Annotated in this window: 25 protein-coding genes; 16 read left to right on the forward strand and 9 right to left on the reverse strand. The window is 64.0% G+C overall.

The features are described from left to right. Positions 1-9: 9 nt before the first annotated feature. The 4 genes from KH389_RS18290 to KH389_RS18305 form a co-directional block, all read right to left on the reverse strand. Positions 10-2,436 (reverse strand): TonB-dependent siderophore receptor, encoded by a 2,427-nt coding sequence (locus KH389_RS18290; protein ID WP_213606001.1) that lies wholly within the window; start codon positions 2,434-2,436, stop codon positions 10-12. Between the two features lie 98 nt (positions 2,437-2,534). Further along, positions 2,535-3,509: a FecR domain-containing protein gene (locus KH389_RS18295; protein ID WP_043864520.1), complete on the reverse strand. Its 975-nt coding sequence runs from the start codon at positions 3,507-3,509 to the stop codon at positions 2,535-2,537. Positions 3,510-3,513: 4 nt separating this feature from the next. Beyond that, the gene (locus KH389_RS18300; protein WP_043864521.1) at positions 3,514-4,044 is read right to left on the reverse strand and encodes a sigma-70 family RNA polymerase sigma factor; all 531 of its coding nucleotides are present in this window, start codon (positions 4,042-4,044) and stop codon (positions 3,514-3,516) included. Positions 4,045-4,128: 84 nt separating this feature from the next. Next, positions 4,129-4,569 carry a PACE efflux transporter gene (locus KH389_RS18305; RefSeq protein WP_213606002.1) on the reverse strand — a complete coding sequence of 147 codons (441 nt, stop codon included), beginning with the start codon at positions 4,567-4,569 and terminating at the stop codon, positions 4,129-4,131. Positions 4,570-4,668: 99 nt separating this feature from the next. On the opposite strand from KH389_RS18305, the gene KH389_RS18310 reads away from it, so the two are divergent. The 11 genes from KH389_RS18310 to KH389_RS18360 all read left to right on the forward strand — a co-directional run bounded on the left by KH389_RS18310 (position 4,669) and on the right by KH389_RS18360 (position 16,534). Further along, positions 4,669-5,559 carry a LysR family transcriptional regulator gene (locus KH389_RS18310; protein WP_043864522.1) on the forward strand — a complete coding sequence of 297 codons (891 nt, stop codon included), beginning with the start codon at positions 4,669-4,671 and terminating at the stop codon, positions 5,557-5,559. Positions 5,560-5,703: 144 nt separating this feature from the next. Next, on the forward strand, positions 5,704-7,584 hold the full coding sequence (locus KH389_RS18315; RefSeq protein WP_058541318.1) for a methyl-accepting chemotaxis protein: 1,881 nt from the start codon (positions 5,704-5,706) through the stop codon (positions 7,582-7,584). Positions 7,585-7,739: 155 nt separating this feature from the next. Next, the gene (locus KH389_RS18320) at positions 7,740-8,525 is read left to right on the forward strand and encodes a sulfite exporter TauE/SafE family protein (RefSeq protein WP_043864524.1); all 786 of its coding nucleotides are present in this window, start codon (positions 7,740-7,742) and stop codon (positions 8,523-8,525) included. A 478-nt stretch (positions 8,526-9,003) separates the two neighbouring features. Then, positions 9,004-9,330 (forward strand): DUF485 domain-containing protein, encoded by a 327-nt coding sequence (locus tag KH389_RS18325; RefSeq protein ID WP_043864525.1) that lies wholly within the window; start codon positions 9,004-9,006, stop codon positions 9,328-9,330. Then, complete coding sequence (locus tag KH389_RS18330) at positions 9,327-10,985, forward strand: cation acetate symporter (RefSeq protein ID WP_058541320.1); 1,659 nt, start codon at positions 9,327-9,329, stop codon at positions 10,983-10,985. The genes KH389_RS18325 and KH389_RS18330 overlap by 4 nt, the downstream gene beginning before the upstream one ends. Positions 10,986-11,069: 84 nt before the next feature. Continuing rightward, complete coding sequence (locus KH389_RS18335; protein ID WP_043864527.1) at positions 11,070-12,338, forward strand: OprD family porin; 1,269 nt, start codon at positions 11,070-11,072, stop codon at positions 12,336-12,338. Positions 12,339-12,472: 134 nt separating this feature from the next. Beyond that, the gene (locus tag KH389_RS18340) at positions 12,473-12,775 is read left to right on the forward strand and encodes a type II toxin-antitoxin system HigB family toxin (RefSeq protein ID WP_054915303.1); all 303 of its coding nucleotides are present in this window, start codon (positions 12,473-12,475) and stop codon (positions 12,773-12,775) included. A 4-nt stretch (positions 12,776-12,779) separates the two neighbouring features. Next, positions 12,780-13,169, forward strand: a complete 390-nt coding sequence (locus KH389_RS18345; protein WP_213606003.1) for a helix-turn-helix domain-containing protein — start codon at positions 12,780-12,782, stop codon at positions 13,167-13,169. Positions 13,170-13,206: 37 nt separating this feature from the next. Further along, positions 13,207-13,911, forward strand: a complete 705-nt coding sequence (locus KH389_RS18350) for a hypothetical protein (protein WP_058541322.1) — start codon at positions 13,207-13,209, stop codon at positions 13,909-13,911. Positions 13,912-13,949: 38 nt separating this feature from the next. Beyond that, positions 13,950-15,827: a DUF294 nucleotidyltransferase-like domain-containing protein gene (locus tag KH389_RS18355; protein ID WP_213606004.1), complete on the forward strand. Its 1,878-nt coding sequence runs from the start codon at positions 13,950-13,952 to the stop codon at positions 15,825-15,827. Then, a complete protein-coding gene (locus tag KH389_RS18360) occupies positions 15,824-16,534 on the forward strand; it encodes a 3'-5' exonuclease (RefSeq protein WP_043864532.1) in 711 nt (236 codons plus the stop codon). The genes KH389_RS18355 and KH389_RS18360 overlap by 4 nt, the downstream gene beginning before the upstream one ends. A gap of 139 nt (positions 16,535-16,673) precedes the next feature. On the opposite strand, the gene KH389_RS18365 is transcribed toward KH389_RS18360, so the two are convergent. Next, entirely contained in the window at positions 16,674-18,344 is a 1,671-nt protein-coding gene (locus KH389_RS18365) for a BCCT family transporter (protein ID WP_054915306.1), read from the reverse strand. A gap of 203 nt (positions 18,345-18,547) precedes the next feature. On the opposite strand from KH389_RS18365, the gene KH389_RS18370 reads away from it, so the two are divergent. Beyond that, complete coding sequence (locus KH389_RS18370; protein WP_054915307.1) at positions 18,548-18,895, forward strand: hypothetical protein; 348 nt, start codon at positions 18,548-18,550, stop codon at positions 18,893-18,895. A 6-nt stretch (positions 18,896-18,901) separates the two neighbouring features. Here the strand turns inward: KH389_RS18370 and KH389_RS18375 are convergent, their stop codons facing one another. Then, positions 18,902-19,867, reverse strand: coding sequence for a GlxA family transcriptional regulator (locus tag KH389_RS18375; protein WP_078479611.1), 966 nt, complete (start codon positions 19,865-19,867; stop codon positions 18,902-18,904). Positions 19,868-19,994: 127 nt separating this feature from the next. Between KH389_RS18375 and KH389_RS18380 the strand changes: the two genes are divergently transcribed. Then, positions 19,995-20,636 (forward strand): HD domain-containing protein, encoded by a 642-nt coding sequence (locus KH389_RS18380; protein ID WP_213606005.1) that lies wholly within the window; start codon positions 19,995-19,997, stop codon positions 20,634-20,636. On the opposite strand, the gene KH389_RS18385 is transcribed toward KH389_RS18380, so the two are convergent. Further along, positions 20,633-20,896, reverse strand: a complete 264-nt coding sequence (locus tag KH389_RS18385; protein ID WP_213606006.1) for a divalent metal cation transporter — start codon at positions 20,894-20,896, stop codon at positions 20,633-20,635. The two genes, KH389_RS18380 and KH389_RS18385, sit on opposite strands and share 4 nt — an antisense overlap. Positions 20,897-21,131: 235 nt before the next feature. Here KH389_RS18385 and dusA point away from each other — a divergent pair, with 235 nt between their 5' ends. The 3 genes from dusA to KH389_RS18400 all read left to right on the forward strand — a co-directional run bounded on the left by dusA (position 21,132) and on the right by KH389_RS18400 (position 25,250). Continuing rightward, complete coding sequence (gene dusA / locus KH389_RS18390) at positions 21,132-22,142, forward strand: tRNA dihydrouridine(20/20a) synthase DusA (RefSeq protein WP_213606007.1); 1,011 nt, start codon at positions 21,132-21,134, stop codon at positions 22,140-22,142. Between the two features lie 120 nt (positions 22,143-22,262). Beyond that, the gene (tal, locus tag KH389_RS18395) at positions 22,263-23,189 is read left to right on the forward strand and encodes a transaldolase (RefSeq protein WP_043864539.1); all 927 of its coding nucleotides are present in this window, start codon (positions 22,263-22,265) and stop codon (positions 23,187-23,189) included. Between the two features lie 174 nt (positions 23,190-23,363). After that, positions 23,364-25,250 (forward strand): alkaline phosphatase D family protein, encoded by a 1,887-nt coding sequence (locus KH389_RS18400; RefSeq protein WP_210014678.1) that lies wholly within the window; start codon positions 23,364-23,366, stop codon positions 25,248-25,250. Between the two features lie 40 nt (positions 25,251-25,290). Here KH389_RS18400 and rssC read toward each other — a convergent pair whose 3' ends face one another. Next, entirely contained in the window at positions 25,291-25,773 is a 483-nt protein-coding gene (rssC, locus tag KH389_RS18405) for an anti-sigma factor antagonist RssC (protein ID WP_043864541.1), read from the reverse strand. Continuing rightward, the gene (rssB, locus tag KH389_RS18410; protein ID WP_043864542.1) at positions 25,770-26,954 is read right to left on the reverse strand and encodes a two-component system response regulator RssB; all 1,185 of its coding nucleotides are present in this window, start codon (positions 26,952-26,954) and stop codon (positions 25,770-25,772) included. The genes rssC and rssB overlap by 4 nt, the downstream gene beginning before the upstream one ends. Positions 26,955-26,983 lie beyond the last annotated feature (29 nt).

Raw genomic sequence — 26,983 nt, forward strand, 5'->3', positions numbered from 1 at the left:
CACGCTGGCTCAGAAGTCCCAGCGAGTGGTCACCATCACGTTGCGCGGGTCGCCATAAGAGGCCGAGTTGTAGAAGCCGATATTGGTGAAGTAGGCCTTGTCGAACACGTTGTTGACGTTCAGCGTGGCCGACAGCTGCTCGCTGATCTGGTAACGCGCCATCAGGTCCACCAGCCAGTAAGGGTCCTGGGCAAACTCCTCGTCGCGCTTCTTGACGTTGTTCGACAACACCTGCCAGCCCTTGCCCTGCCAACGCGCACCACCGCCGATGGTCAAGCGGTCGAGCGCCCCCTTGAGCTTGTAGCTGGTATAGAAACTGACCTGGTCCTCGGGCTCCCAGGTCGACACCTTCTTGCCCTGGTCATCGCGGATCACCTTGTGGGTGTAACCCCCCTGCAGTTGCCAGCCCTCGGCCAGTTCGCCGGAGATCTCTGCCTCATAACCCTTGGTCTTGGCCTTGATGCCTTCGTAGGCATACTCGACCGCCGGGTTGGTCGGGTTGCCGTTGTAGGCCCGGTCCTCTTCGCCCCGGCTGCTCTGGTGAATCTCGAAATACGCCAGGCTCGCATTCAGGCGCCCGTCCAGGAACTCACCCTTCAGGCCCACCTCGTAGTTCTGCCCTTCATCCGGGTCGAGCAGGCGGTTGTTGCGGTCGCGGTACCAGGCATCCTGCGGCATGAAGATATCGGTGTAGCTGGCGTACAGCGACAGGTAGTCATTGAGGTCGTACACCGCCCCCAGGTAGGGCAGCAGGCGATCGTCCTCGCGACCGTTGGCGGTCACGCCGTTGATGCGGTAGTTGGCCAGGCGTGCACCGAGCAGCAGCGTCAGATCGTCGGTGGGGTGCAGGCGGGTGGTCACGTAGGTGCCGGTCTGGCGCACGCGGTCATCCACGGTCTGGGTCTGCTCCCCCCAGTCCGGTTCGGGGGTGTTGCCGTTCCAGCTGCCGTAGTCGACGGAGTTGCCATTGGGGTATCTGGCGCTCCACCAGCCCTTGCCTTCCCAGTGAGACTGGGCAAACGAGGTACCGATCACCAGTTCGTGCTCACGCCCCAGCAGCTCGAACGGCCCGCTGGCGTAGAGGTCGGCCGAATTGCTCACCGTCTCGCCCGTGTATTTGGCCGAATAGAGGCTGGCGGTGCCGTCGGCGCGCGGGTAGTAACCCTGGATCGAGCCCAGCGGCGCGTCATAGCCGTTGATCTTGTGGTCCAGCTGCGCCTTGGCAACCCAGCCGTTGGCCAGGTGATGCTCCAGGCTGGCAAACACGGTGCGGGTGTACTGGTTCCAGTGGCTCCACTTGGCGCCGTTGTTGAAGTGGCGTGGCAGGTCGTTGCGGTTGCCCTGGGCATCGAACAGCGGAATGCTGCCCGACCAGCTCGAGCCTTCCGGCTTGTTGTCCTGGTAGTCACCGCCCACGGTGAGCAGGGTGTCCGGGCTCAGGTCGAATTCGAGGATGCCGTAGTAGACGTTGGTCTTGCGCTGGTAGTGGTCCATGAACGAGTGCTTGTCCTGGTAGGCCGCCACCGCACGGCCGCGCACGTTGCCGCTGTCGGTCAGCGGGCCGCCCACGTCGAGTTCGCTGCGATAGTTGTCCCAGCTGCCGGCGCCCAGGGTGAAATGCCCCTTGAAATCGGCAGTCGGCTTCTTGCGCACCAGGTTGATCGTGGCCCCCAGCGACCCCGCGCCGGTGAGCAGGCCGGTAGCGCCCTTGAGCACTTCCACGCGGTCATAGATGGCCATGTCGCTCAAGGTGTTGCCGGCCGAATAGCCGACGTTGCGCGCCGTCGAGGGGATGCCGTCGTACTGGAAGTTGTTGATCGAGAAGCCGCGGGCATAGTAGCTGGTGCGGTCGCTGTCGAAGGCCGACACGGTGATGCCCGGGGTATGGCGCATCACATCGTCGATGTTGTTGAGCCCGAAATCGTCCATGTGCTGACGGGTGACCACGGTGATGGTCTGGGGCGTTTCGCGCGGTGTCAGCACCAGCCGTGTGGCGGTGGCGATGGTGCCTGGCGTGTACGAGCCGCTGTCTTCGGTGATGGTACCCAACTGGTTGCTGGTGACTTCGGTCACGCCCAGGTTCAGCGCCCCGGCAGTTTGCGGCAGCGGTGCCAGGCTGTAGCGCCCATCGTCTTCACGCACGGCGATCAGGCCATTGCCCTCGAGCAACGCCTGCAGGCCCTGCTCGACACTGTAACGCCCGTGCAGGCCGGCGCTGGCCTTGCCCGCGGTCAGGCTCGGTGCGAACGACAGCACCACGCCGGCCTGGGCGGCGAAGCGGTTCAGAACCTGACCCAGGTCGCCCTGGTCGAGGTTGTATTCGGTCGGTGTGGTGCTGTCGGCGTGCGCCATGCCCGGCATCGCCAGCGGCCACAGCAGGGTGGAGCACAACAGCGTGGTACGCAGCCTTGCCGCGACCGGTGATCGGGTATTCATCGGTTCTTTTCTCTTCTGGTTGGCAGTCAGGCCATCACGCCTGCATGCCTAGAAGTCGAACGAAGGAGCGAATACCTATCATTTACGAAAAATATTTTTCAGGTGGTGAGGGGTTCGATGCTTACCCAGTATTTTGTGCGCCGCTCGACCCGCACCGGCAGAGTCTTGCCGATGGCGCGCAGAATCTGCTCGGTGTCGTCGAGCTTGAAGGTACCGCTGATACGCAGGCTGGAAACCTCGTTGGCACAGTTGAGCCAACCGGGGCGATAACGCCGCAGCTCGGCGATGAATACCCCCAGCATCTGGTCGTTGGCAATCAGCAGCCCCCTGCGCCAGGCATCGCGGTCGGGCTCCAGCGGCGAGCCAAGCACGAACTTGGGGTGTGAAAACCGCACCTGATCCCCGGCATCGACCACGGCCCCCCCCATGCCATCGCGCGGCATCACGCCCACCTGGCCCTGGTACACCGCCAGTTGCGTGCTGCTGGCGTCGCTGTCGCGGCGCACCAGAAAGCGCGTGCCCAGCGCCTCGACGGTGCCGTTGACGGTCTGCACCCGCAACGGGCGCCCGGCCTTGTCGGCGGCGCTGGTGATCATCACCTCGCCCTGGCGCAGTACCAGCAGGCGCTGCTGGTTGTCGTAGCGCACATCCAGGGCAGTGTCGGTGTTGAGTTCGAGCCGGGTGCCATCGGCCAGGGTCAATGCCTGACGCTTGCCGACGCGGGTATGGTAGTCCGCCGTCCACGGTCCGCTGCTCAGCTCTCGGTAGCCGGCCCAGCCCAGGCCGCTGGTGCCGGCCAGCACCAGTATGCCCTTGAGCACGCCGCGCCGCGGGATCGCGGCAGGCTGCCCGGCGATGTCCAGGGTACGCCCGGCCAGCCCGCCAGATAGCTGGCCAAGCCGCTGCTGAACCTGGACGACCTGTTGCCAGGCCCAGCGATGCTGGTCGTGGGCGTCCAGCCAGGTCTGCCACGCTTGCCGGTCGGTATCATCCACGGCATCAGCATTGAGGCGGGCGCGCCAAAGCGCAGCCTGTTCCAGCGCGGCGCGCTGGAGAGGGTCGAGAGTAGCCATGGGGTCACGAGTCGGCTTGCAGGCTGTACAGCGTACAGTGGTGAAAGGCCTTGGCGATATAGCGGGTGACCGTCACCTCGGAAACCCCCAGCTCCTCGCCGATCAGCCTGTAGGTCATGCCATCGAGCTGCGACAGCAGAAAGGCCCGGCGTATGCGCGGGCCGAGCCCCGCCAGCATGGCATCCAGCTCGCACAGGGTCTGCAGCAGGATCAGCCGCTCCTGCTCGGATATCTCCACCGCTTCGGGCTGCTCGGCCAGTGCCTGCAACCAGGCCCGCTCGAGGCGGGCACGGCGAAAGTAGTCGATCATCAAACGCCGCGCGATGGTGGCCAGGTAGCCGCGTGGTTCGCGTACCGCGCCTAGCCGGTCGCTGGCGTCCGGGGCGCTGAGCACCCGCACGAACACGTCCTGCATCAGGTCGGCCGCCAGGTGCCGACAGGCCACCCGCGGACGCAGCCAGCCCTGCAACCAGCGGTGGTGGTCCTGATAGATACGGCTGACCTGTTCGCGCAACGCGGGATCGGGAGTGGACATGGGCGACCGGGGGTACGAATGAGAATTCCTATCATTCTATGCCTAGCCGACGCTCAGAAGCAAAGCATCGCGGGCCTGCACGACCTACACGGCGGGCGATACCTGTGCCGATGCCGAACTCGGCAGCCCGAACACCCGATCGAACAGCCAGTTGTAGAGGAACGTGTAGCAGGGGATCAGGATGATGAACGCCAGGTCCACCACGAAGGCCTCCCACAGCGAAATCCCCAGCCACCAGGCAATCAGCGGGATCAGGTACACCACCAGGGTCAGCTGGAACCCGATCGCGTGCGCCACGCGCCGGGCCACGCTGCGCCCCCGTGTGGCCTGGCGGCTCTCCCAGTACTCGAACAGGGTGTTGTAGATGAAATTCCACACCATCGCGATAGTGGTGATCATCACGGCCAGCGGCCCGGTGTTGCTGGGCGCGGTGCCGGACAGCAGCGCCAGCCCGAGTGTCGACAGGCACAGCCCGATACCTTCATAGGCCGCTACATACACCAGCTTGCGTTTCAGACCTTGCACCTTTTCACCCCTCGGCAAATCAAATTCGGCCGGCAGGATGCGTCAATCTTCTTGACAGAAAAAGTCAGCAGCTATCAGATCTATTGAAAGGAGAGGCTGATGAATTTTTCCAGCGACACTATCGAACTGTTTCTTGCAGTGCTCGACCGCGGCTCGTTCTCGGCTGCCGCCCGGGCATTGGGGCGGGTACCCTCGGCAGTCAGCATGGCCATCGCCAACCTGGAGGCGGAGCTAGGCTTTGCCCTGTTCGAGCGTACCCACCGTGAAACCCGCCCCACCCCGCTGGCCCTGGCGCTGGAGCCCCATGCCCGGCTGATCGCCGACCAGCTGACGCAGCTTCAGGTGCACGCCATCGAGCTTTCCCAGGGCCTGGAAAGCACCCTGGCCATCGGCGTGGTGCCCGACATCGATCACCAGCCGCTGCTCCAGGCCATCGGCCAGATCAGCCAGCGCCACCCGCTGCTGCAGGTGGAGGTGCTCAGCGCCCCGCAAGAAGATGCGCTGCACCTGCTGCACGAGGGTCGCGTGCAGCTGTGCCTGGCGTTTGCCGGGCTGACGGTCGACCCGCGCCAGCGCTTCGAACAGGTCGGCATGGAGTCGCTGACCGCCACCCTCTCGCCCCATCACCCCGCGCTGGGCGAGCAGGTGCGCTACCTCGAAGACCTGGTCAACGTGCGCCAGATCGTGGTGGCCAGCCGCGATTTGCCGATGCTCGACCCCCGCGTGCTGATCGGTGCCTCGCACTGGCGCACCGACAGCCTGAGCATGGCCATCGAGATGGTCGAGGCCGGGCTTGGCTGGGGCGACTTCCCGCTGTCGCGCATTGCCCCGCTGCTCAAGGCCGGGCGACTGGTGCAACTGGATTTTCGCAACACCCGCAATGAACTGCGCCTGCCGGTGCATGCCTTCTGGCTCAAGCAGCAGCCGCTGCAACGCGCTGCCCAGGAGCTGGTGAGGTTGCTGAGACAGACCGCAGCCCTGGCCGACTGACCCCGCGTCAAAATGGTACGTAAATATTTCGTGGTTTCAGCCGATACCTGAAAGGTCAGTCGCGTGCAATTCACGATGGCGGTGCTCACAAGGCTCCGACCCGTGACGCCGTCACTTCCCCTATCTGGCTAAAGGTCTCGAAACATGAACCTGAAATTTCGCCACAAGATCCTGCTCAGCGCCGGCGCAGTCGTCGTGTTGGCCTTTGCACTGTTCACCCTCTACAACGATTACCTGCAACGCAACACCATCCGCCAGAACATCGAATCGTCGGTCAACCAGGCCGGCGCGCTGACAGCCAGCAGTGTGCAGAACTGGATGAGCGGGCGCATCCTGGTGCTGGAAAACCTGGCCCAGAACATCGCCCATCAGGGCGCCAATGCCGACTTCCCCGGGCTGGTCGACCAGCCCGCCTTCACATCGAACTTCCAGTTCACCTATGTGGGCCAGACCAACGGCGTGTTCACCCAGCGCCCGGACGCGAAAATGCCCGACGGCTACGACCCGCGCCAGCGTCCCTGGTACACCGCTGCTGTCGCCGCCGGCAAACCCATGCTAACCCCACCCTACCTGGCGGCTGTCGGCGGGCTGGTGGTGACCATTGCGATGCCGGTCAAGAGCAACGGCGAACTGGTCGGCGTGGTGGGCGGCGACCTGAGCCTGGCCACCCTGGTGGACATCATCAATGCCGTGGACTTCGGCGGTATCGGCCACGCCTTCCTGGTCGACCGCGACGGGCAGATGATCGTCAGCCCGGACAGCGACCAGGCCATGAAGAACCTCAAGGACATCTACCCCGGCAGCAACCTGCAGGTCGCCGCCGGCCTGCACGACGTGACCCTCAACGGCGAACAGCGGATCATCTCGTTCGCCCCGGTCAGCGGCCTGCCGTCGGCCGACTGGTACATCGGCCTGTCCATCGACAAGGCAAAGGCCTACGCCCCGCTGAGCCAGTTCCGCACCTCGGCCATCATCGCCATGCTGATCGCCGTGGCCGCCATCGCCGGCCTGCTGAGCCTGCTGATTCCGGTGCTGATGCGCCCCCTCACCACCATGGGCCGCGCCATGCAGGACATCGCCCAGGGCGAAGGCGACCTGACCCGGCGCCTGACCGTGGAAAACAAGGATGAATTCGGCGAACTGGCCGGTGCCTTCAACCAGTTCGTGGAGCGCATCCATGCATCCATTTCCGAAGTGGCCTCGGCCACCCGCCAGGTGCACGACCTGTCGGAACGCGTGATGAGCGCCTCCAACGCCTCGATCATCGGCTCCGAGGAACAGAGCCTGCGCACCAACAGCGTGGCCGCTGCAATCAACGAACTGGGCGCCGCCACCCAGGAGATCGCGCGCAACGCCGCCGATGCCTCGCAACATGCCAGCGGTGCCAGCGACCAGGCCAACGATGGTCGCCAGGTGATGCAGGAGACCATCAGCGCGATGACGGCGCTGTCGCAGAAGATCAGCGAGTCGTGCGAGCAGATCGAAACCCTCAACGCCAGCACCGATGACATCGGCCAGATTCTCGACGTGATCAAGGGCATCTCGCAGCAGACCAACCTGCTGGCACTCAACGCCGCCATCGAGGCAGCACGGGCCGGTGAAGCCGGTCGCGGCTTTGCCGTGGTGGCCGACGAAGTGCGCAACCTGGCGCACCGTACCCAGGAATCGGCCGAAGAGATCCACAAGATGATCACCACCCTGCAGGTGGGGTCGCGCGAGGCAGTGCACAACATGAACGCCAGCCAGGTGTCCAGCGAGCAGAGCGTGCAGGTCGCCAACCAGGCCGGCGAACGCCTGACCAGCGTGACCCTGCGCATTGGCGAGATCGACGGCATGAACCAGTCGGTAGCAGCCGCCACCGAGGAACAGACCGCCGTGGTCGAGAGCCTGAACCTGGACATCACCCAGATCAACGTGCTCAACCAGCAGGGTGTGGCCAACCTCAACGACACCCTCAAGCACTGCGATGACCTGGCGCGTCAGGCCGGGCGCCTCAAGCAACTGGTAGACAGCTTCAAGATCTGACCCCCGCCCTCGCCCATCGGCCGCCCAGGCGGTCGATGGCACCCTCGCCTGCTGCGTTACGGTTATAAACTAATAACGAACAAGTCTATTTGGCTATAAAAAAACCTTTATGCTGGCGCCATCCGATCACGGGCTCGCTGGGTGTTTAGGTATTTATGGATGTTGGTTCTTTTGGTTTCACCATCGCAGGCCTGGTTGTTGGGTTCATTGTCGGCATGACCGGCGTTGGCGGTGGTTCGTTGATGACCCCGATCCTGCTCTGGTTCGGCATCAACCCGGCCACTGCAGTGGGCACCGACCTGTTGTATGCGGCCATCACCAAGGCCAGTGGCGTCTGGGTGCACAGCAAGCAAAAGAACATCGACTGGAAGATCACCGGGCTGCTGGCCATGGGCAGCGTGCCAGCGGCGGCCTTGACCCTGTGGTTTCTGAGCACCCTGCATACCGACACCCAGACGCTCAACGGCGTGATCAAGCAGGGCCTGGCGGTGGTGCTGATCCTCACGGCGCTGGCCATCCTGTTCAAGTCGCGGTTGCAGGCGTTTGCCAGCAAGCACGCCGGTGACCGCTACCACCTCAGCGAACGCAGCCTCAACGCCCTTACCGTGGTCACTGGCGTGGTGCTGGGCGTGATGGTGTCACTGACCTCGATTGGCGCGGGCGCCCTGGGCACTGTCGCGCTGTTTCTGCTGTACCCGTACCTGGTCACCCGGCGCCTGGTGGGCACCGAGATCGCCCACGCCGTACCTCTGACCCTGGTCGCCGGCCTGGGCCATGCCAGCATGGGCAACATGGACTGGTCGTTGCTGGGCTACCTGCTGTTGGGCTCGTTGCCGGGGATCTACCTGGGCAGCCACCTGACCGGGCGCATTTCCGACAACGTACTGCGCCCTTGCCTGGCGGGGATGCTGTTGCTGATCGGATACAAGCTCGCGTTCTGAGCGCATCTTTCCGACAACGCGTCGACGCCATTCGCCGGCAAGGCCGGCTCCTACCGTGATCATGTAGGAGCCGGCCTTGCCGGCGAAGCTTTTTATGACGCAACGTATAGTAGTATTACCATACGTCGCAGGTAGTACTTCCATAACAACCCGACATTGTTATATAAGATGCCCGGAGCCATCTGCGCTGCCGCCACCGACAAGGGGGCAGCTGACATCAAGAGCTAACAATCAGCCAACGGGTGCCACACATGTCGAATTCTCACCAGGGCCTCGCCCCTGCCTGTACGAGCCTGCTCAACCTCGGCTCACCCCCGCGCACGTTACCTCGCCCCGCGACCTGATCGCGGCGCGCCGGCGCCTGCCCCACAGCATTTACCGTCTGGCTGCGAGCCCTGCCCGCCGCCCTGACGCCCCACACCCGCAACAAAGTCGATGGCCCGCCCCAGGCAATAAAAACAACAAAGGAGCCCCACCCATGACGCACGCCCCAACCGATCACGCGCAGAGTTGCGACCGCATCCGCGCCAACCCCAAATTCCAGCAACTGGTGCGCACCCGATCGCGCCTGGCCTGGTCGCTCAGCGCCGCAGTGCTGGGTGCCTACTACCTGTTCATGCTGGTGGTGGCGTTCTACCCGCAGGTGCTGCACACACCGCTGGGGGACGGTCGCCAACTGACCCTCGGCATTCCCGTGGCCTCGGCACTGATCGTGCTGTCGTGGCTGCTGACCGGCTGGTACGTGCGCAGCGCCAATACCCGCTTCGACAGCCTCAGCGCACAGGTACTGGAGGAGTCGAAATGAACCGCACCGCACTGCTAGTGCTGAGCAGCCTGCTGCTGACCCCGGCGGCTTTCGCGGCGCCGCTGGTGGCCGACAAACAACCGGTCAACCTGCACGCCATCGCGATGTTCTTCGTGTTCGTGCTGGGCACCCTGGCGATCACCTGGTGGGCCGCGCGCCAGACCCGCTCCACCTCCGACTTCTACACCGCCGGCGGCGGCATCAGCGGTTTTCAGAACGGCCTGGCGATTGCCGGCGACTACATGTCGGCGGCCACCCTGCTGGGCCTGTCGAGCCTGGTGTTCGCCAAGGGCTACGACGGCTTCATCTACACCGTGGCGTTCTTCGTCGGCTGGCCGATCATCACCTTCCTGATGGCCGAGCGCCTGCGCAACCTGGGGCGCTACACCTTTGCCGACATCGTGTCGTACCGCCTCGACCAGACCCGCATCCGCACCTTCGCCGCCTTCGGCTCGCTGACCGTGGTGTGCTGCTACCTGGTGGTGCAGATGGTGGGTGCCGGGCAACTGATCAAGCTGCTGTTCGGCCTGGACTACAGCACCGCAGTGATGGTGGTGGGCGCCCTGATGCTGGTGTACGTGATCTTCGGCGGCATGATCGCCACCACCTGGGTGCAGATCATCAAGGCCGTGCTGTTGCTGGCCGGTGGCACCACCCTGGCGCTGCTGGCCATGGCCGAGTTCGGCTTCAGCCTGGAAACCCTGGCCAGTCGCGCAGTGAACGTACACAGCACAGGCTGGAGCATCATGGGCCCCGGCTCGATGCTGGCCGACCCGATCAACGCCGCGTCGCTGTCGCTGGGGCTGGTGTTCGGCATCGCCGGGCTGCCGCATATCCTGATGCGCTTTTTCACCGTGCCCAACGCCAAGGAAGCACGCAAGTCGGTGTTCTACGCCACCGGCTTCATCGGTTTCTTCTTTCTGGTGGTGATGGTGCTGGGCTACGCGGCCATCGTCATCGTCGGCACCGACCCGCAGTTCTACGTGGACGGCGACCTCAAGGGCGCGCTGATCGGTGGCGGCAACATGGTCGCCATGCACCTTGCAAAGGCAGTGGGCGGCAACCTGTTCCTGGGCTTCCTGTCGGCGGTGGCCTTCGCCACCATTCTCGCGGTGGTGTCTGGCCTGGCACTGGCCGGTGCGTCGGCCATCTCCCATGACCTCTACGCCACCGTGTGGAAAAAGGGCACCGCCAGCGAAAAGGACGAGATGCGCGTGACCCGTATCGCCACCGTCGGCCTGGGCATCATCGCGATCCTGCTGGGCATCCTGTTCGAGAAGCAGAACGTGGCCTTCCTGGTGGGCCTGACCTTCGGTATCGCCGCCTCCACCAACTTCCCGGTGCTGATCATGGCCATGTACTGGAAAGGCCTGACCACCCGCGGCGCGCTGGCCGGCGGCTTTGCCGGGCTGATCACCGCGCTGGGGCTGGTGATCCTGTCGCCGGCGGTGTGGGTGTCGGTGCTGGGCAACGCCCAGGCGATCTACCCCTATGACCATCCGGCACTGTTTTCCATGCCGCTGGCGTTCCTGGTCACGGTGATTGTGTCCAGGCTCGACCGCAGCGCCCGCGCAGCCCGCGAACGTGCCGCCTTCGACGACCAGTTCGTGCGCGCACAGACTGGCCTGGGCGCCGCCACCGCCGTCAGCCACTGAACCACTGCAACCCCTGTCACGGGCCGCTACGGCGGCTCGTGCGGGCATCGCTGCACCTCATAAAAACAAAAAAGAGGATTTACCATGCACCGCACTTTCCCACCGTTCAGCCTTGGCCTGCTGGCCACGGCAACACTCGCCGGCGTTTGCAGCACGGCCAACGCGGCCTTTGTCGATGACAGCAAGGCCAGCGTGGAACTGCGCAACTTCTACTTCAACCGCGACTTTCGCCAGCACGAGGCCCCGCAGTCCAAGGCCGAGGAATGGGCCCAGGGCTTTGTGCTGCGCTACGAGTCCGGCTTTACCGAGGGCACCCTGGGCGTTGGGGTGGACGCCATCGGCCTGCTCGGGCTCAAGCTCGATTCCAGCCCCGAACGCAGTGGTAGCGGCCTGCTGCAGCGTGACCGCGAGGCACCGCGCCGTGCCCAGGGCGAGTACAGCGAGCTGGGCCTGACCGCCAAGGTGCGCGCCAGTCACAGCGTGTTGAAGGTCGGCACCCTGATACCCAGGCTGCCGGTGCTGATGCCCAACGACTCGCGCCTGTTGCCGCAGACCTTTTCCGGCGGGCAGTTGAACGTGCAGGAGCTGGAGAACCTGAACCTCGACATCGGCCGGCTGCGCCAGGTCAACCAGCGCGACTCCACCGACTACGAGGACATGGGCGTGACCACGGGCGCGGCAAAAAACATCGTGGCCCGGCGCAGCGACAGCGATCGCTTCGACTTCGCCAGCCTGAGCTACAAGTGGACCGACAGCCTGAGCACCAGCTACAGCTACGGTGCGCTCGACAACCTCTACCGCCAGCACTTCGTGGGCCTGAACCACACCTGGGCGTTGGGCGAGGGGCAGTCGCTCAAAAGCGATATCCGGTTCGCCCGCTCCAGCGATGACGGCGCCAGCAACGTCGACAACAAGGCGCTGGGGGCGATGTTCACCTACGGCATACAGGGCCACGCCTTCGGTGTGGGCTACCAGCGCATGCGCGGCGACACCGGCTTTGCCTACCTCAACGGCGCCGATGCCTACCTGGTGAACTTCGTGCAGATCGGCGACTTCGCCAACAAGGACGAAACCTCGTGGCAGGCCCGCTACGACTTCAACTTCGCCAGCGTGGGCCTGCCGGGGCTGACCTTCATGACCCGCTACCTGCGCGGCGACGGCATCGACCTGGGTGCGGGGCGGCCCGATGGCAAGGAGTGGGAGCGCGACACCGATATCGGCTACGTGGTGCAAAGCGGCCCACTGAAAAACGTCGGCGTGAAGTGGCGCAACGCCACGGTACGCTCCACGCATTTCGGCAACGACCTGGACGAGAACCGGCTGATCCTGTCGTACACCGTTGCACTCTGGTAATTGAACATTGGCCATTCGCCGATAACACTCAGGCGTTGCTCGTGGTCCAGAGGGCAACGTCTGACGTCATCAAGCGACGAACAACTGGAAGTCGCGCTTGAAAAAGTCCCACCTTGGGACCAGAATGGGGCCTTATGAGAATCATTGCCATCAGTCACCTGAAAGCATTTTCCGAGAAGCATCCTGCATCCAAGCAACCCTTGCTCTCATGGATTGACGAAGCCAGGCAGGCAAGATGGTCCACGCCTGCGGATATCAAGGCGCAGTTCGGCAATGCCAGCATCCTCAAAAGTCGCAGAGTGGTGTTCAATATCAAAGGCAATGACTATCGGATCGTGGCTGCCGTGGCCTATCGCTTCGAAGCCATCTACATCAAGTTTGTCGGTACTCACGAACAATACGATGGCATTGACGCCGACACCGTTGAGATGGAGTGATCCTGTGAACATTCACCCAATTCATACCGAGCAGGACTACAAGGCCGCGTTGAACGCAGTGTCCGAGCTGTTCGACAACGAGCCGGAACCCGGCACGCCCGAAGGTGATTACTTCGATGTCATGGTCACGCTGATAGAGGCGTATGAGACCAAGCAGTTTCCGCTCGACCTGCCCGACCCCATCGAGGCTATTCGCTTCAGAATGGAGCAGTCCGGCCTGAGCGCCGCCGACCTGGTACCGGCAATCGGCCGGAAGAACCGGGTCTACGAAGTACTCAATGGAACGAGAGCGCTGACACTGCCGATGATATGGCGGTTGCACGAAATGTTCGGAATTCCGGCGCAAAGCCTGATAAAACCTCGACAAGTACAGGGCGTCGACATTACACGTTGACTGCTTGCGCAGAGCTATCGAGCCAGGGAGGCCCGGCATGTTGCACGTTCTGTTCCACCGCTTTCCTCTTGCCCTTGCCCTGAGCGCCCTGCTCGTCGCCTGCGTGCCCTACCCGCGAGAGCGCCCGGCCTATGCCGACCTGTGCGAGTCGCGCCAGGTGTTCGAGGTGCCGACCGCGCACGGGGTCAAGACCTTCTACCTGTACACCTACCTCTACGACCATGCGCTGATGTGGAGAGATCGACCCTACACGCAGGGTTACTTCAGCGTGCCCCATGGCTCGCCACAGCGCGAGTTCTACGTGCAGGTGATCGGCTTCAACAAGAATCGCCAGCAGCCTCTCAAGGCAGGGTCGGGCGAAGCGCCCATCCCCATGCTGTACGACAGCCGCAAGGCCTACCTGACCTTCGAGAATGGCCAGCGCCTGGCGGCCCGCCCGGACCTTTATCTGGGCGCGCTGAACAACGACTTCCCGCTTTCGGGCAAGGACTACGTGCGCCCCTCGCCGTTCGACATCAACAGTGACGAGGTGCACCGGCGCATTCCCAAGCTCACCAACAACAGCCGCTATGGCTCGGTCTACGTCGCGTTCAACACCCCGGACTTCAACGCCGACGCCAAGTGGACGATCAACCTGGGCACGTTGGAAATCGACGGGCAGTCGGTTACTGTGGCCCCACTGCAACTGTGCCACCACCCGAAAAAATCCTGGATCGGCGTCGAGCCGTTGATGCGGCCCTGAGCCCCGGTCCACTTCACGCCCACATTCAGCGAGGTTGCATGCAGATCGAGCTTCTGGAGGTTCGCGATCACCTCCACCGTTTCGCCCCTTTCGACGCCCTGCCCGAAGAAACCCTCAACGGCATTGCGCCACGAATCCAGGTGAGCTATTTCAAGGCCGGTAGCACCATCCTGGAAGCAGGCGCCAGCATCCAGGACCTGCACTACGTGCGCAGCGGTGCGGTGGAGATCTACCGGCGCAACGGCGAGCTCTACAACCGCCTGGGCGAAGGCGACATCTTCGGCCAGGCCGGGTTGCTGCGCAGCAACAAGGTGCGCTTTCCGGCCAAGGCGCTGGAAGACAGCCTGATCTACTTCATTCCGGCAGACCTGTTTGCCGAACTGTGCGAGCAGCACGACAGCTTTGCCGAGTTCGTGGAGGCCGAAGGACATTCGCGTCTCAAGTCCGCTGTCGAAGGCCAGGGCCGCGCCAGCGAGCTGATCCAGCTCAAGGCACGCACCCTGCTCTCGCGCAGCCTGGTGTGGGTGAGCCAGGACACTTCGATTCTGGACGCGGCGCGCCTGATGGCCGCCGAAAGCGTGTCGTGCGTGGCAGTGGTCGAACCGGTACCGGATGCCCCCGACAAACTGCTGGGGCTGGTCACCGACCGGGACCTGCGCACCCGCGTGCTGGCCGCCGACCTCAGCAGCAGCCTGCCCATCAGCACGGTGATGTCGAGCGAACCGGTGGTGATCCAGGCCAACGACTCGGTGTTCGAAGCCATGCTGTGCATGCTGCGGCGCAACATCCACCACCTGCCGGTGGTGCACAAGGGCCGCACGCTGGGGCTGATCAACCTGTCGGACATCATCCGCCACGAGTCCCAGAGCAGCCTGCACCTGGTCAACAGCATCTCCAACCAGAACAGCGTGGCCGGCCTGCGCTCGCTGCTGCGCGACCTGCGCGGCACCTATGTGCGCATGGTGCGCGATGGCGCCACCGCGCACATGATCGGCAGCGCGATTTCCGGTATCGGGCGCGCCTTCACCCAGCGCCTGCTGGAACTGGCCGAACGCGACCTGGGCCCGCCGCCGGTGCCGTACTGCTTCATGGCGCTGGGCTCGATGGCGCGGGACGAACAGTTGCTGGTCACCGACCAGGACAACGCCCTGGTGCTGGACGACAGCTTCGACCCGGTGCAGCACGACGCCTACTTCCTCAAACTCGCCACCTTCGTCAGCGACGGCCTGGCCGCGTGCGGCTACAGCTACTGCAAGGGCGGGATCATGGCCACCAACGACCAGTGGCGCCAGCCGCTGCGGGTATGGAAGGGCTACTTCACCCAGTGGATCGACAAACCCAACGCGGCCACCCTGCTCAACAGCAGCATCTTCTTCGACCTCGACGGGGTGTATGGCCAGCTGGAACTGGTGGAAACCCTCAAGACCCTGTGCGCGCAGAAGTCCAGCGCCAGCCCCGCCTTTCTTACCGCCATGGCGCGCAATGCACTGAACCGTACGCCGCCGCTGGGGTTCTTCCGGACCTTCGTGATGGAAACCGACGGCCGCCAGAAACAGATCATCAACCTCAAGGGCCGCGGCACCGCACCGCTCACCGACCTGATTCGCGTACATGCCCTGGCCTGCGCCAGTACCGCGCAGAACTCGGTCGAGCGCCTGGAAGCCATCAGCGCCACCAAGCTGATGCAGCCGGCGGCCATCGAGCACCTGCGTTATGCGCTGGAGTTCCTGTCGATGGTGCGCATTCGGCACCAGGTGGACGCCCTGGAAAACGGCCAGCAGCCGGACAACTACATCGAGCCCGAGCGCTTCTCCAGCAGCGAGCGACACAACCTCAAGGAAGCGTTCCAGGTGCTGAGCCATGCGCAGAAGTTCCTGCGCTTTCGCTACCCTGGCATCGTGCGGCACTCGCGATGAAGCCGCGTGGTATCGACCGTATCGACTGGGCAACGCGCTTTCAGGCATTGGCAGCCCAGGCGCGCAACCCGCTGCTGAAGAACTTCTATGCCGCCGGCGTGGTGCCGGCTGGCACTCCCCTGGAGCAGGTGCCGTTGCTGGCGCTGGATGTGGAAACCACCGGGCTGGATGCGCAGAAGGACGCCATTGTCAGCATTGGCCTGATGCCCTTCACCCTGCAGCGCATCCGCTGCGCCGAGGCGCGCTACTGGGTGGTGAAACCGCGCACCGAACTGAGCGACGAGTCGGTGACCTTCCACCACATCACCCACAGCGACATCCGCCATGCGCCCACCCTGCCCCATGTGCTCAACGCGTTGCTGGGAGCCATGGCCGGGCATGTGATGGTGGTGCATTACCGCAACCTGGAACGCGGGTTTCTCGACAATGCGGTGCGACGGCACCTGGGTGAGGGGTTGGAGTTTCCGGTGATCGACACCATGCAGCTGGAAGCACTGCTGCACCGTGGCAAACGCAGTTGGCGGGACCGCCTGCTGCGCCGGCCGCCAGCCTCGATACGCCTGGCCGACAGCCGCGCGCGCTATCACCTGCCGCCGTATCACGCGCACCATGCCCTGACCGATGCGTTGGCCACGGCCGAGCTGTTGCAGGCCCAGGTGGCACATCGGTTCGAAGCGGGAATGGAAATCGGGCGGCTGTGGGATTGAACGCCAGCAAACTGGCTTTGTGCAGAAGCCAGCCTTGCTGGCGATGCCCGGCTACGCCGGGCCAGGGGCGCCATGCACGCCATCGCCGGCAAGGCCGGCTGCTACGCCCCCACAATAAAGTTGCTGCGCCGGGCGGGCTTTAACCGCGCGGCTCCGACATCAGTCCCTTGACCAGCGACACACAGCCGAGCAGCAACACGATGGCGAACGGCAGGCCGGTCGACACCGCCATCGCCTGCAGCGCAATCAAGCCGCCACCGAGCAACAGCGCAATCGCGATCACGCCCTGCATCACCGCCCAGAACACCCGCTGCGGCACCGGTGCATCCACCTTGCCACCGGCAGTGATGGTATCGATCACCAGCGAGCCGGAGTCGGACGAGGTGATGAAGAACACCGCCACCAGCACGATGCCGATGAACGAGGTGATCTCCTTGAGCGGCAGGCCGCTGAGCATCGCGAACAGCTTGAGCTCCAGCACCGCATCGGTCACGCCGGCAAAGTGCTGGTTCACGGTCTGATCGATGGCGGTGCCGCCGAAAGTGGTCATCCACAGTACCGATACCAGCGAGGGCACCAGCAACACGGCGATGAGAAACTCGCGCACCGTGCGGCCACGGCTGACACGGGCGATGAACATGCCCACGAACGGCGACCAGCTGATCCACCAGGCCCAGTAGAAGGCAGTCCAGCCCTGGGTGAACTCGGCATCCTCGCGCCCCACCGGGTTGGACAACGCCGGCAGGTACTCGATGTACGCCGTGAGGTTTCTGAAGAAGCCGGTGAAGATCGCCAGGGTCGGCCCGACCACGATGATGAACACCAGCAGCAGCAACGCCAGGCCCATGTTCACCTGGGACAGCATCTTCACGCCCTTGTCCATGCCGGCCAGCACCGAGCCCAGTGCGATGATGCTGATGCCGATGATCAGCAGCACCTTGCTGACATTGGTCGAGGGGATCGCGAACAGGTATTCGAGCCCGGCTGCCGCCTGCTCGGCACCGATTCCGAGGGAAGTGGCCAGGCCGAACAGCGTGGCGAACACCGCCAGGATATCGATCACATGCCCCGGCCAGCCCCACACGCGCTCACCCAGCAACGGGTAGAACACCGAGCGGATCGACAGCGGCAAGCCCTTGTTGTAGGTGAACAGCGCCAGCGACAACGCAACGATCGCGTAGATCGCCCACGGGTGCAGGCCCCAGTGGTAGATGGTGGCCGCCATCGCCATGTCGGCCGCCACCTTGGCATCACCGCCTGCACCGCCCAGCGGCGCCCAGTCGGTACGCACGCCGTTGGCGTCGAGGGTGACCCCGCCCATGGCGGCCGAGAAATGCGACATCGGTTCGGCCACGCCATAGAACATCAGGCCGATACCCATGCCGGCGGCGAACAGCATCGAGAACCAGCCCACATAGGAATGGTCCGGCACCGCTTCGCGCCCGCCCAGACGCACCTTGCCCAACGGCGAGACGATCAGGCCCAGGCACAGCAGTACGAAGATGTTCGCGGTGCTCATGAAGAACCACGCCAGGTTGGCGGTCAACCAGCTGCGCATGGCGCTGAACACCGGCTCGACTTCGTTCTGCAAGGCCAGGGTGAGGATGACGAACAGGAAGATGGTGGCGGCAGAGATGAGGAACACCTTGCCGTGGATATCCAGCGAGAAGGAAAACTCGCCCTTGAAATTGTCCTGGCCGACGACGTAGTCGGTATCGATCAGGTTTACTTCACCGCTGGGAGCTGGAATGCCGTCGACGGTCGGCGGCTGAGAATGCCCGGGTGTGTCGTTGGAGGGGGTTCTTCCCACGAAATAGCTCCTTGAATTGCTGGCACGCTTCGACGTGCAGTGATCTGATAGCCCCGCTGTTCCTATGGCAAAACGAGAAATGTGAAGGCCACAGGGTAGCAGGCCTGAGGTCGGACCGCCGCACCCGTCATCGGTTCAAGGCTTTTTGCCATTATTTGCATTCACCTTGCCGGCCCTTTATTGCACGACTCAAGCGAGCCCCCATGTCCCGATACGCCATCGCCGTCACCGCCGCCGACCACAAGCCAGGGATCGTCAAGCTGCTGCGCCAGTGGTCTGCCGACAGCATCGGCGAGCTGATGCGCAAGGTGGGCACGCAAACGCCGGTCGTGCTGTTCGATACCACGGACTTCGCCCTGGAGGTGCCCAGCGAGCAAGGCACGGTGACGCAGCAGCAAACGCTGCTGGCAATCATCGATGCGCTGGAGCAGGCCGGCGCCAGCCTGCGCATCACCCACCATGCGGGCACGCTGGTGGAGCCGGTGACGCGTGAGATGCTGGAGAACCTGTTCGAAAGCGAGCTGCTCTACCTGGGCCAGGAGCACGACTGAGCGTTGCTACGCCCCGCCGTGCCCGTAACGCTTGCGGTACTCGGCAGGTGTCACCCCCACGTGCTTGAAGAACGCTCGGCGCAAGGTGTCGGCGTTGGCGAAGCCGCATTTGGCGGCGACCTGCTTGGGCGCATCACCACCGGCCTCCAGCAGGGCGCGTGCAGCGGCCACCCGCGCCGACTCCACCCAGGCCGCGGGGGTGACGCCCACCTCGGCATGAAACAGCCGGGCAAAATGCCGGGGGCTGAGGCCGGCATGTTCGGCCAGTGCCTCGACTGTCAGCGCCAGCTGCGGGTTGGCGGCCACCCAGCGCTGCACTTGCTGCAACACCGAACGCCCGGCTGGCTGCGCCTCGCCCTTGCGGCTGAACTGCAACTGCCCGCCCGGGCGCTTGAAGAACATCACCAGTTGCGCCGCTACCCGCAGCGCGATTTCACGGCCCAGGTCTTCCTCCACCAGCATCAGCGCCAGGTCCAGCCCGGCAGTGACCCCGGCGGCTGTGCGCAGCTTGCCGTCGCGCACATACAGCGCGTCCTCTTCCACGCTCAGGCTCGGGTAACGCTGTGCCAGGGCCTGTGCCGCGGCCCAGTGCGTGGTCACCCGCCGCCCATCCAGCAACCCGCTGGCCGCCAGCGCGAAGGCGCCGGTGCACACCGAGCCGAAGCGGCGCGACTGGCCCGCGCAATCGCGGATCCAGGCCAGCAGCGTGTTGTTCAGTTGCATCCGCGCCGCATCCGGCGCCCCGGCCACCAGCAAGGTGTCGAAGCGCTGCCCGGGCTCACCTGCCACCAGGTCGGGCAACAGCCGCGCACCGGACGAGCTGTGAATGGGCCCTGGCTCGCACGCCACCACCTGCAAAGTGTAGACCTGCCGACCCGCCTCGACATTGGCCTGGGCGAACACATCCAGCGGGCCCGACACATCGAGCAGTTGAACACCGGGCAGCGCGAGTACGGCAATGGTTCTGGTCATGGCGAAGGGGCGAACCTGAAGGCGTCGTGATTTCACGTGAAATGGCAGTATATGGCGTATCACGCCATTTGAGGACAGCAGTGTCGAGGCTGACAATGGAGGCGAACCGCAACCCGGAGCCTGCCCCATGACACTCGACATCCACGGCATCAAGATCCCCGACAGCCAGCTCGCCCGCGAAATCACCGAGGTGGTACGCGATACGGCCTCGCCCCTGCTGTTCCACCATTCCAGCCGCGTGTTCTACTTCGCCGCCCTGGCGGGCCAGAAGCGCGGCCTGAAGTTCGACGCCGAGCTGCTGTACTGCGGCTGCATGTTCCACGACATGGGCCTGACCCATCAGCACAGCAGCGCCTGCGAGCGTTTCGAAGTGGATGGCGCCAATGCCGCACGCGACTTCCTGTGCGGCCACGGCATCGCCCAGCAGGACATCGATACGGTATGGACCGCCATCGCGCTGCACACCACCCCAGGCATACCCGAGCACATGCACCCGGTGGTGGCGCTGGTGACGGCAGGGGTCGAGATGGACGTGCTGGGGCTGACCCACGGCCAGTACAGCACTACCGAGCGCGAAGCCATCGTCAGCGCCCACCCGCGGGGCGAGCACTTCAAGGAAGACATCATCCAGGCCTTCTACGACGGCATCCGCCACAAGCCGCAGACCACCTTCGGCAACGTCAAGGCGGATGTGCTGGCCGACAAGGACCCCGCCTTCAAGCCCGGGAATTTCTGTGCGGTGATTCGCGGCTCGAAGTGGGCGAGCTAGGCACCTGCTGGCCCGTGGTGCTTGATAGTGGCGGCCAGGCCGCGACGGGTGATGTAGCCGATGCGTGCGCTCACCAGTTGAATCGCGATCATCAGGGGCAGGGTCAGCACCACGGTCCACAGCATGGAGAAACCAAACTGTGCGCCGGCTTGAGAATAGGTGGCGATACCGCTCGGATCGTCGTCGGCGGCGCCGGTGATCAACCCGGGCCCAAGCCGTCGCAGGCTGCGGCGCAATCCGATTTTCCTGACAGGCTTCATGGCCGCGCCTCGATTCACCTGCGGGGGTGGGCCGAACATTGCGCAGGGGACAGCAACAGACTAGCCCGCCTACGGCCGTTTGGGCGCCGGCATGACGGGCTTGCAGGCGAAGGTTGCAGACTCTTGGTAAACTGGCGCACTTGTGTTTTTGGGGCTGGCCGGTGTGACGCGGTGTCAGCGCAGAACGCCCATCGCCCGAAACACCCCGAATTGGCTGCACCACACGTAGACGAACATGCTCTCAGAACCTGTTACAACTCCTGTAGATACGCGGCCCGAGCCGTCCCGCCGGTTCAGCGTTGCACCCATGATGGACTGGACCGACCGCCACTGCCGCTTCTTCCTGCGCCTGCTGTCGCGCAATGCCTTGCTCTACACCGAAATGGTCACCACCGGCGCCCTGCTGCATGGCGACGCCGAGCGTTTTCTGCGCCATGACGAAGCCGAGTACCCACTGGCCCTGCAACTGGGTGGCAGCGTGCCGGCGGACTTGGCCGCCTGCGCCGTACTCGCGCAAAACGCCGGCTACAACGAAGTGAACCTCAACGTCGGCTGCCCCAGCGACCGCGTGCAGAACAACATGATCGGCGCCTGCCTGATGGGCCATCCGGGGTTGGTGGGCGATTGTGTCAAGGCCATGCTCGACGCAGTGCAGATCCCGGTCACGGTCAAGCACCGCATCGGCATCAACGGCCGCGACAGCTACGCCGAGCTCTGCGACTTCGTCGGCCAGGTACGCGACGCAGGCTGCCGCAGCTTCACCGTACACGCGCGCATCGCCATCCTCGAGGGCCTCTCGCCCAAGGAGAACCGCGAGATCCCGCCACTGCGCTATGACGTCGCCGCGCAGCTCAAGGCCGACTTCCCGGACCTGGAGTTCATTCTCAATGGCGGCATCAAGACCCTCGCCGAATGCCAGCAGCACCTGCAGACCTTCGACGGCGTGATGCTCGGCCGCGAGGCGTACCACAACCCTTATGTACTGGCCGAAGTCGACCAGCAGCTGTTCGGCAGCGACGCCCCGGTGATCAGCCGCAGCGAAGCGCTGGCCAGGCTGCGCCCGTACATCGCCCAGCACCTGCAGAACGGCGGCGCCATGCACCATGTCACCCGGCATATCCTCGGCCTGGGCCAGGGCTTCCCCGGCGCTCGCAAGTTCCGCCAGCTGCTGTCGGTGGACATCCACAAGAGCACCGCCCCCCTGGGCCTGCTCGACCAGGCGGGGCTGCTGCTGGAAGGACGCTAGGAACCTGCGCGCGGCTGGACACTCCAATCGTTACCCTCCCCCGATAGCCTGCCGCACAGCCCTTGAGCGGCCGGCAGCGCTCGGGTAATGTCGTCCAACCGCACAGGACAGAGCACGCTCATGACTTCCAAGCTGGAACAACTCAAGCAGTTCACCACGGTCGTCGCCGACACCGGCGATATCGATGCGATCAGCCGGCTCAAGCCGGTCGACGCCACCACCAACCCGTCCCTGTTGCTCAAGGCCGCCGCCATGCCCGGCTATGCCGAGCTGCTCGATGACGCGCTCAAGCACAGCAAGGGCGACCTGGGCCTTGCCTGCGATGCATTCGCGGTATCGGTGGGCAGCGGAATTCTCAAGGTGATCCCGGGCCGTATTTCCACGGAAGTGGACGCCCGACTGTCCTTCGACCAACCTGCCCTGCTGTCCAAGGCGCGCCAATTGATCGAGTTGTACGACAAGGCCGGCATCGGCCGCGACCGCGTGCTGATCAAGCTGGCCTCCACCTGGGAGGGCATCCGCGCCGCCGAGGTACTGGAAAAGGAAGGCATCCAGACCAACCTGACCCTGCTGTTTTCCTTCGCCCAGGCGGCTGCCTGTGCCGATGCCGGGGTGTTCCTGATTTCGCCGTTCGTGGGCCGTATCTACGACTGGTACAAGAAATCGACCGGCAAGGAGTATGTCGGGGCCGAAGACCCGGGCGTGAAGTCGGTCACGCGTATTTACGATTACTACAAGGCCAACGGCTACGACACCGTGGTCATGGGCGCCAGCTTCCGCAACATCGGCCAGATCGAGCAGTTGGCCGGCTGCGACCGCCTGACCATCAGCCCTGAGTTGCTGCAGCAGCTCAGCGATGACCAGGGCACCCTGGCGCGCAAGCTCACCCCGGGCAAGGCTGGCGAGCCACGCCTGACACTCGACGAAAGCCAGTTCCGCTGGCTCTCCAACGAAGATGCCATGGCCACCGAGAAACTCGCCGAGGGCATCCGCCAATTTGCGCGGGATCAGGAGAAACTCGAGGCGTTGTTGGCTGCAAAGGCCTGATACAAATATGGTTTGCCAGGCAAGGTGTGAAGGCGGAGCATTAGCGGTTTTGCACGCTGGATCTTGCAGACCTCTTCGCCGGCAACGCCGACTCCTACAGGGCTGCACGATACTGTAGGAGCCGGCATTGCCGGCGAAGCGCCGAAGGCGCACCCATCCATCTTCGAGTAATCAATGCCCGAAAACACCCCGCTGCCCCTGGTACTGGCCGGCCCGTTGCTGCGCCGCCTGGAGCCTGCGCGCATGGTCCTGTGGCTGGTCGGCTCACAGCCGTTGCAGCCCGAACTGCACCTGCAACACTCCACCGAATACACCCTGAGCTGTCAGGTCATCCCCATCGGCCAGCACGCCTTCGTGCACCTGCTCGATATCCAGCTGCACACCCCACTGCCCACCGACGTGCAGATCGACTACGACGTGCTGATCGGCGGCCAGGGCATCGCCACCTGGGCCCCACACCTGCTGTATGAAGGCGCCCGCCTGCCCAACTTCGTGATACGCGAGCGCCTCGACCAGTTGTTGCATGGCTCGTGCCGCAAGCCGCACCACCCCGCCGCCGATGGCCTGTTGTGCGCCGACCGCCTGCTGGCCGCGCCCCACGCACCCGCCGAGCGCCCGGCGCTGCTGATGATGAGCGGCGACCAGGTGTACGCCGACGATGTCGCCGGCCCCATGCTGCGGGCCATCCACGGGCTGATCGAACGGCTGAGCCTGTACCACGAGCACCTGGAAGGCGCCGTGGTGGAGAACAGCGCCGAGCTGTACCGCCACCCGGCCAGCTACTATCACCGTGCTGACCTGCTGCCAGCCCTGGAGAGCAACGAAACCCTGCGCGAGCGCTTTTTCGGCGGCACGCGCAAACCCATCTTCACCAGCAGCAACGCCGACAACCACCTGGTAACCCTGGCCGAGATCATGGCCATGTACCTGCTGGTCTGGTCGCCTGTGCCCTGGACCTTGGTCGACACCCCCATGCCATCAGGCCTGACCACCCAGCGCCAGGCCCGCTACCAGCGCGAACAGCACTGCCTGAAGGGCTTCGTCGAAGGGCTGGATGGCGTGGCGCGGGTACTGGCGCACCTGCCCAGCCTGATGATCTTCGATGACCACGACATCACCGACGACTGGAACCTCTCGGCCCAATGGGAAGAAACCGCCTACGGGCACGCCTTCTCGCGGCGCATCATCGGCAACGCGCTGATCGGCTACATGCTCTGCCAGGGCTGGGGCAACAACCCGGACGTGTTTGGCGAGCTGCTGCAAAGCTGCCAGGCCCTGAGCCACAGCGCCGATGACGACGGCTATTTCGACCGCGCTGCACAAGATGGCCTGATCAAACAGCTGCTGCGCTTTCAGGAATGGCACTTCGTGCTGCCCACCCAGCCTGCGCTGCTGGTACTCGATACCCGCACACGTCGCTGGCGCAGCGAGAGCAAGCTGCAAAAGCCCTCCGGGCTGCTGGACTGGGAAGCGCTGTGCGAACTACAGCAGGCCTTGCTGGACCACCCCTCGGCCATCATCGTCTCCCCCGCCCCGCTGTTTGGCGTGAAGCTGATCGAAACCATCCAGCGTGTGTTCAGCTGGTGCGGCTATCCGCTGCTGGTGGACGCCGAGAACTGGATGGCGCACCGGGGGGCGGCACAGGTGATCCTGAATATCTTCCGTCACTCGCGCACGCCAGGGCATTACGTGATCCTCTCGGGCGACGTGCACTATTCCTTCGTTTACGAGGTAATGATTCGTCACAAACGCGGCGCCCCGCACCTGTGGCAGATCACCAGCAGCGGCATCAAGAACGAATTCCCGCGCCGGCTGCTCGATGTGTTCGACCGACTCAATCGCTGGCTCTACGCCCCACGATCACCGTTGAACTGGTTCACCAAGCGCCGCCTGATGCAGGTGGTGCCGCGTACACCCGCGCACAGCAAGGCCGGCGAGCGCCTGTGGAACAGCGCCGGGCTGGGCCAGGTGTTCTTCAACGCGCAGGGGCAGCCCGAGCGCATCTTCCAGCTCAACGCCAACGGCGCGCCGCCCACGGAGTTTCCCCGCGAGGCTGAATGAAAAGGTGAGTTCGGCGCCCGCTACAGGGCGCCAGGATCGATCAGGTCCGCTCCAGGGCGTTGACCAGGTCGTGGAAGGCTTCGCGGTTGGAGTCGTTCAGGCCCATGAGGATCTTGTGCGCTTCCAGCACCTTGGCGCGCACTACCTCTTCGTTCTGGTCCTGGGACGGCAGATCGGTCAGGCACTCGGGGCACGGGATTGGACGATCGACGATGTTGAACACCTGATCGAACCCCATCGACTGCAGAAGCCGGGTGATATCGGCATGGGTAGTCACCACCGTGGGCAGCAGGCCGACCTTCTGCCGCGACAGGATCGACAACTTGGCCAGCAGGCCCAGAGTGGTGCTGTCGATACTGTTGGTTTCGGTAAGATCGATGACGATCGCCGAGAAATTCAGCGCCGTGAAGATCTTTTCAATCGTTGCATCCAGCGCCGAACACAGGGTCAGACGCACTTCACCGACGAACTTCAGAACAAAGGTGCCATTCTGCTCGGCAAACTGGATTCTTCCAGTACTCATTGAAGGTTCCTGCTCAACACCATTAGGGCGATATCATCCGGCATCTCCCCAAGCGTAGCCAATTCGAATCGTTGGCGCAGCCCATCCAGGCTGCCACCTGCTGCCTTGATGATTTCAGGCAAGGCAGCCTCCTTATCTTTGAGTGTGTCGCCAGGCAAAAGGTCCAGAATGCCATCAGACAGCAATGTGAGGCTGAACTGCGGCGGCAACTCCAGAACGTGATCCTGGTAGGTGGCCTCGTCGAACAGCCCCACCGGCAGGCCGCGCCCTTCGAGGTACCGGGTGTCGTCCGGGGTGTACAGCACCGGCAACGGCAGATGGCCGCCGATGCTGTAGGTCATCAGGCCGGTGTGCTCGTCGATCACGCCGCCCACCATGGTCACGTGCTTGCCCAGCCTGCAATTGATCAGGCCGCGGTTGATATGCCCGAGCACCTCGGACGGCTTGAACTCGGGCAAGGTGCCGGCGCGCTTGAATTCGAACAGCAGGCGCGTGGTCATGAACTTGAGCAGCACAGTCACGAACGCCGAGGAGGCACCATGGCCGGACACGTCGGCCAGGTAGAACGCCACGCGTCGCTCGTCGACACGAAAGTAATCGGTGAAATCGCCAGACAGGTACAGAGACGGAATGATCTGGTGTTCGAAACGCAGGTCTCCGGCCTTCCAGGGGTTCTCCGGCAGCATGTTCATCTGCACCTGGCGCCCGGCAGTCTGGTCTTCCTGCAGCAGGTGCAGGCTGGCCTCCAGCTCACGGTTGGCGGTTTCGAGCTTGTCGCGGTAACGCTGGTTTTCCAGTACCAGATGCGCCCGATCCAACGCCCGGCGAACCGAGTGCTCCAGCACTGCCAGGTCTTCCAGGGGCTTGATCAGGTAGTCGGCAGCACCCAGGCGCAACGCTTCGACGGCATCGTTCATCACGCCCGCGCCCGACACCACGATCACCGGCAGGTCGGGGGCACGCTCGGTAACCTGGCGAATCAGCTCCAGGCCGCCCATTTGCGGCATGCGCAGATCGCAGATCACCAGATCAGGCTGTTCCTGCTCGAAGACCTGGAGACCCTGCTGGCCGTTGCTTGCCTGCAGGACGCTGAAGCCGCTGTCTTCCAGGTAGGCGGCGAGGCTCGCACGCACTACATCGTCATCATCGATTATCAGCAGCGTTGCACTGTTTTTCTGCATGTGGGCAAACGGCGCCAGAAATAGGTTGG

The sequence above is a fragment of the Pseudomonas qingdaonensis genome (assembly GCF_018398475.1).
Lineage (GTDB): Bacteria > Pseudomonadota > Gammaproteobacteria > Pseudomonadales > Pseudomonadaceae > Aquipseudomonas > Aquipseudomonas palmensis.

What these genes read in the sequence shown, in the direction of transcription:
- KH389_RS18375 (WP_078479611.1), bottom strand. Translation starts at nt 19,867, where the DNA reads ATGACCAGAACCATTGCCGTACTCGCGCTGCCCGGTGTTCAACTGCTC.
- KH389_RS18320 (WP_043864524.1), top strand. Translation starts at nt 7,740, where the DNA reads ATGGATGTTGGTTCTTTTGGTTTCACCATCGCAGGCCTGGTTGTTGGG.
- KH389_RS18315 (WP_058541318.1), top strand. Translation starts at nt 5,704, where the DNA reads ATGAACCTGAAATTTCGCCACAAGATCCTGCTCAGCGCCGGCGCAGTC.
- tal (WP_043864539.1), top strand. Translation starts at nt 22,263, where the DNA reads ATGACTTCCAAGCTGGAACAACTCAAGCAGTTCACCACGGTCGTCGCC.
- KH389_RS18335 (WP_043864527.1), top strand. Translation starts at nt 11,070, where the DNA reads ATGCACCGCACTTTCCCACCGTTCAGCCTTGGCCTGCTGGCCACGGCA.
- KH389_RS18330 (WP_058541320.1), top strand. Translation starts at nt 9,327, where the DNA reads ATGAACCGCACCGCACTGCTAGTGCTGAGCAGCCTGCTGCTGACCCCG.
- KH389_RS18310 (WP_043864522.1), top strand. Translation starts at nt 4,669, where the DNA reads ATGAATTTTTCCAGCGACACTATCGAACTGTTTCTTGCAGTGCTCGAC.
- rssB (WP_043864542.1), bottom strand. Translation starts at nt 26,954, where the DNA reads ATGCAGAAAAACAGTGCAACGCTGCTGATAATCGATGATGACGATGTA.
- KH389_RS18290 (WP_213606001.1), bottom strand. Translation starts at nt 2,436, where the DNA reads ATGAATACCCGATCACCGGTCGCGGCAAGGCTGCGTACCACGCTGTTG.
- KH389_RS18370 (WP_054915307.1), top strand. Translation starts at nt 18,548, where the DNA reads ATGTCCCGATACGCCATCGCCGTCACCGCCGCCGACCACAAGCCAGGG.
- dusA (WP_213606007.1), top strand. Translation starts at nt 21,132, where the DNA reads ATGCTCTCAGAACCTGTTACAACTCCTGTAGATACGCGGCCCGAGCCG.
- KH389_RS18295 (WP_043864520.1), bottom strand. Translation starts at nt 3,509, where the DNA reads ATGGCTACTCTCGACCCTCTCCAGCGCGCCGCGCTGGAACAGGCTGCG.
- KH389_RS18400 (WP_210014678.1), top strand. Translation starts at nt 23,364, where the DNA reads ATGCCCGAAAACACCCCGCTGCCCCTGGTACTGGCCGGCCCGTTGCTG.
- KH389_RS18350 (WP_058541322.1), top strand. Translation starts at nt 13,207, where the DNA reads ATGTTGCACGTTCTGTTCCACCGCTTTCCTCTTGCCCTTGCCCTGAGC.
- KH389_RS18380 (WP_213606005.1), top strand. Translation starts at nt 19,995, where the DNA reads ATGACACTCGACATCCACGGCATCAAGATCCCCGACAGCCAGCTCGCC.
- KH389_RS18360 (WP_043864532.1), top strand. Translation starts at nt 15,824, where the DNA reads ATGAAGCCGCGTGGTATCGACCGTATCGACTGGGCAACGCGCTTTCAG.
- KH389_RS18325 (WP_043864525.1), top strand. Translation starts at nt 9,004, where the DNA reads ATGACGCACGCCCCAACCGATCACGCGCAGAGTTGCGACCGCATCCGC.
- KH389_RS18355 (WP_213606004.1), top strand. Translation starts at nt 13,950, where the DNA reads ATGCAGATCGAGCTTCTGGAGGTTCGCGATCACCTCCACCGTTTCGCC.
- rssC (WP_043864541.1), bottom strand. Translation starts at nt 25,773, where the DNA reads ATGAGTACTGGAAGAATCCAGTTTGCCGAGCAGAATGGCACCTTTGTT.
- KH389_RS18385 (WP_213606006.1), bottom strand. Translation starts at nt 20,896, where the DNA reads ATGAAGCCTGTCAGGAAAATCGGATTGCGCCGCAGCCTGCGACGGCTT.
- KH389_RS18340 (WP_054915303.1), top strand. Translation starts at nt 12,473, where the DNA reads ATGAGAATCATTGCCATCAGTCACCTGAAAGCATTTTCCGAGAAGCAT.
- KH389_RS18300 (WP_043864521.1), bottom strand. Translation starts at nt 4,044, where the DNA reads ATGTCCACTCCCGATCCCGCGTTGCGCGAACAGGTCAGCCGTATCTAT.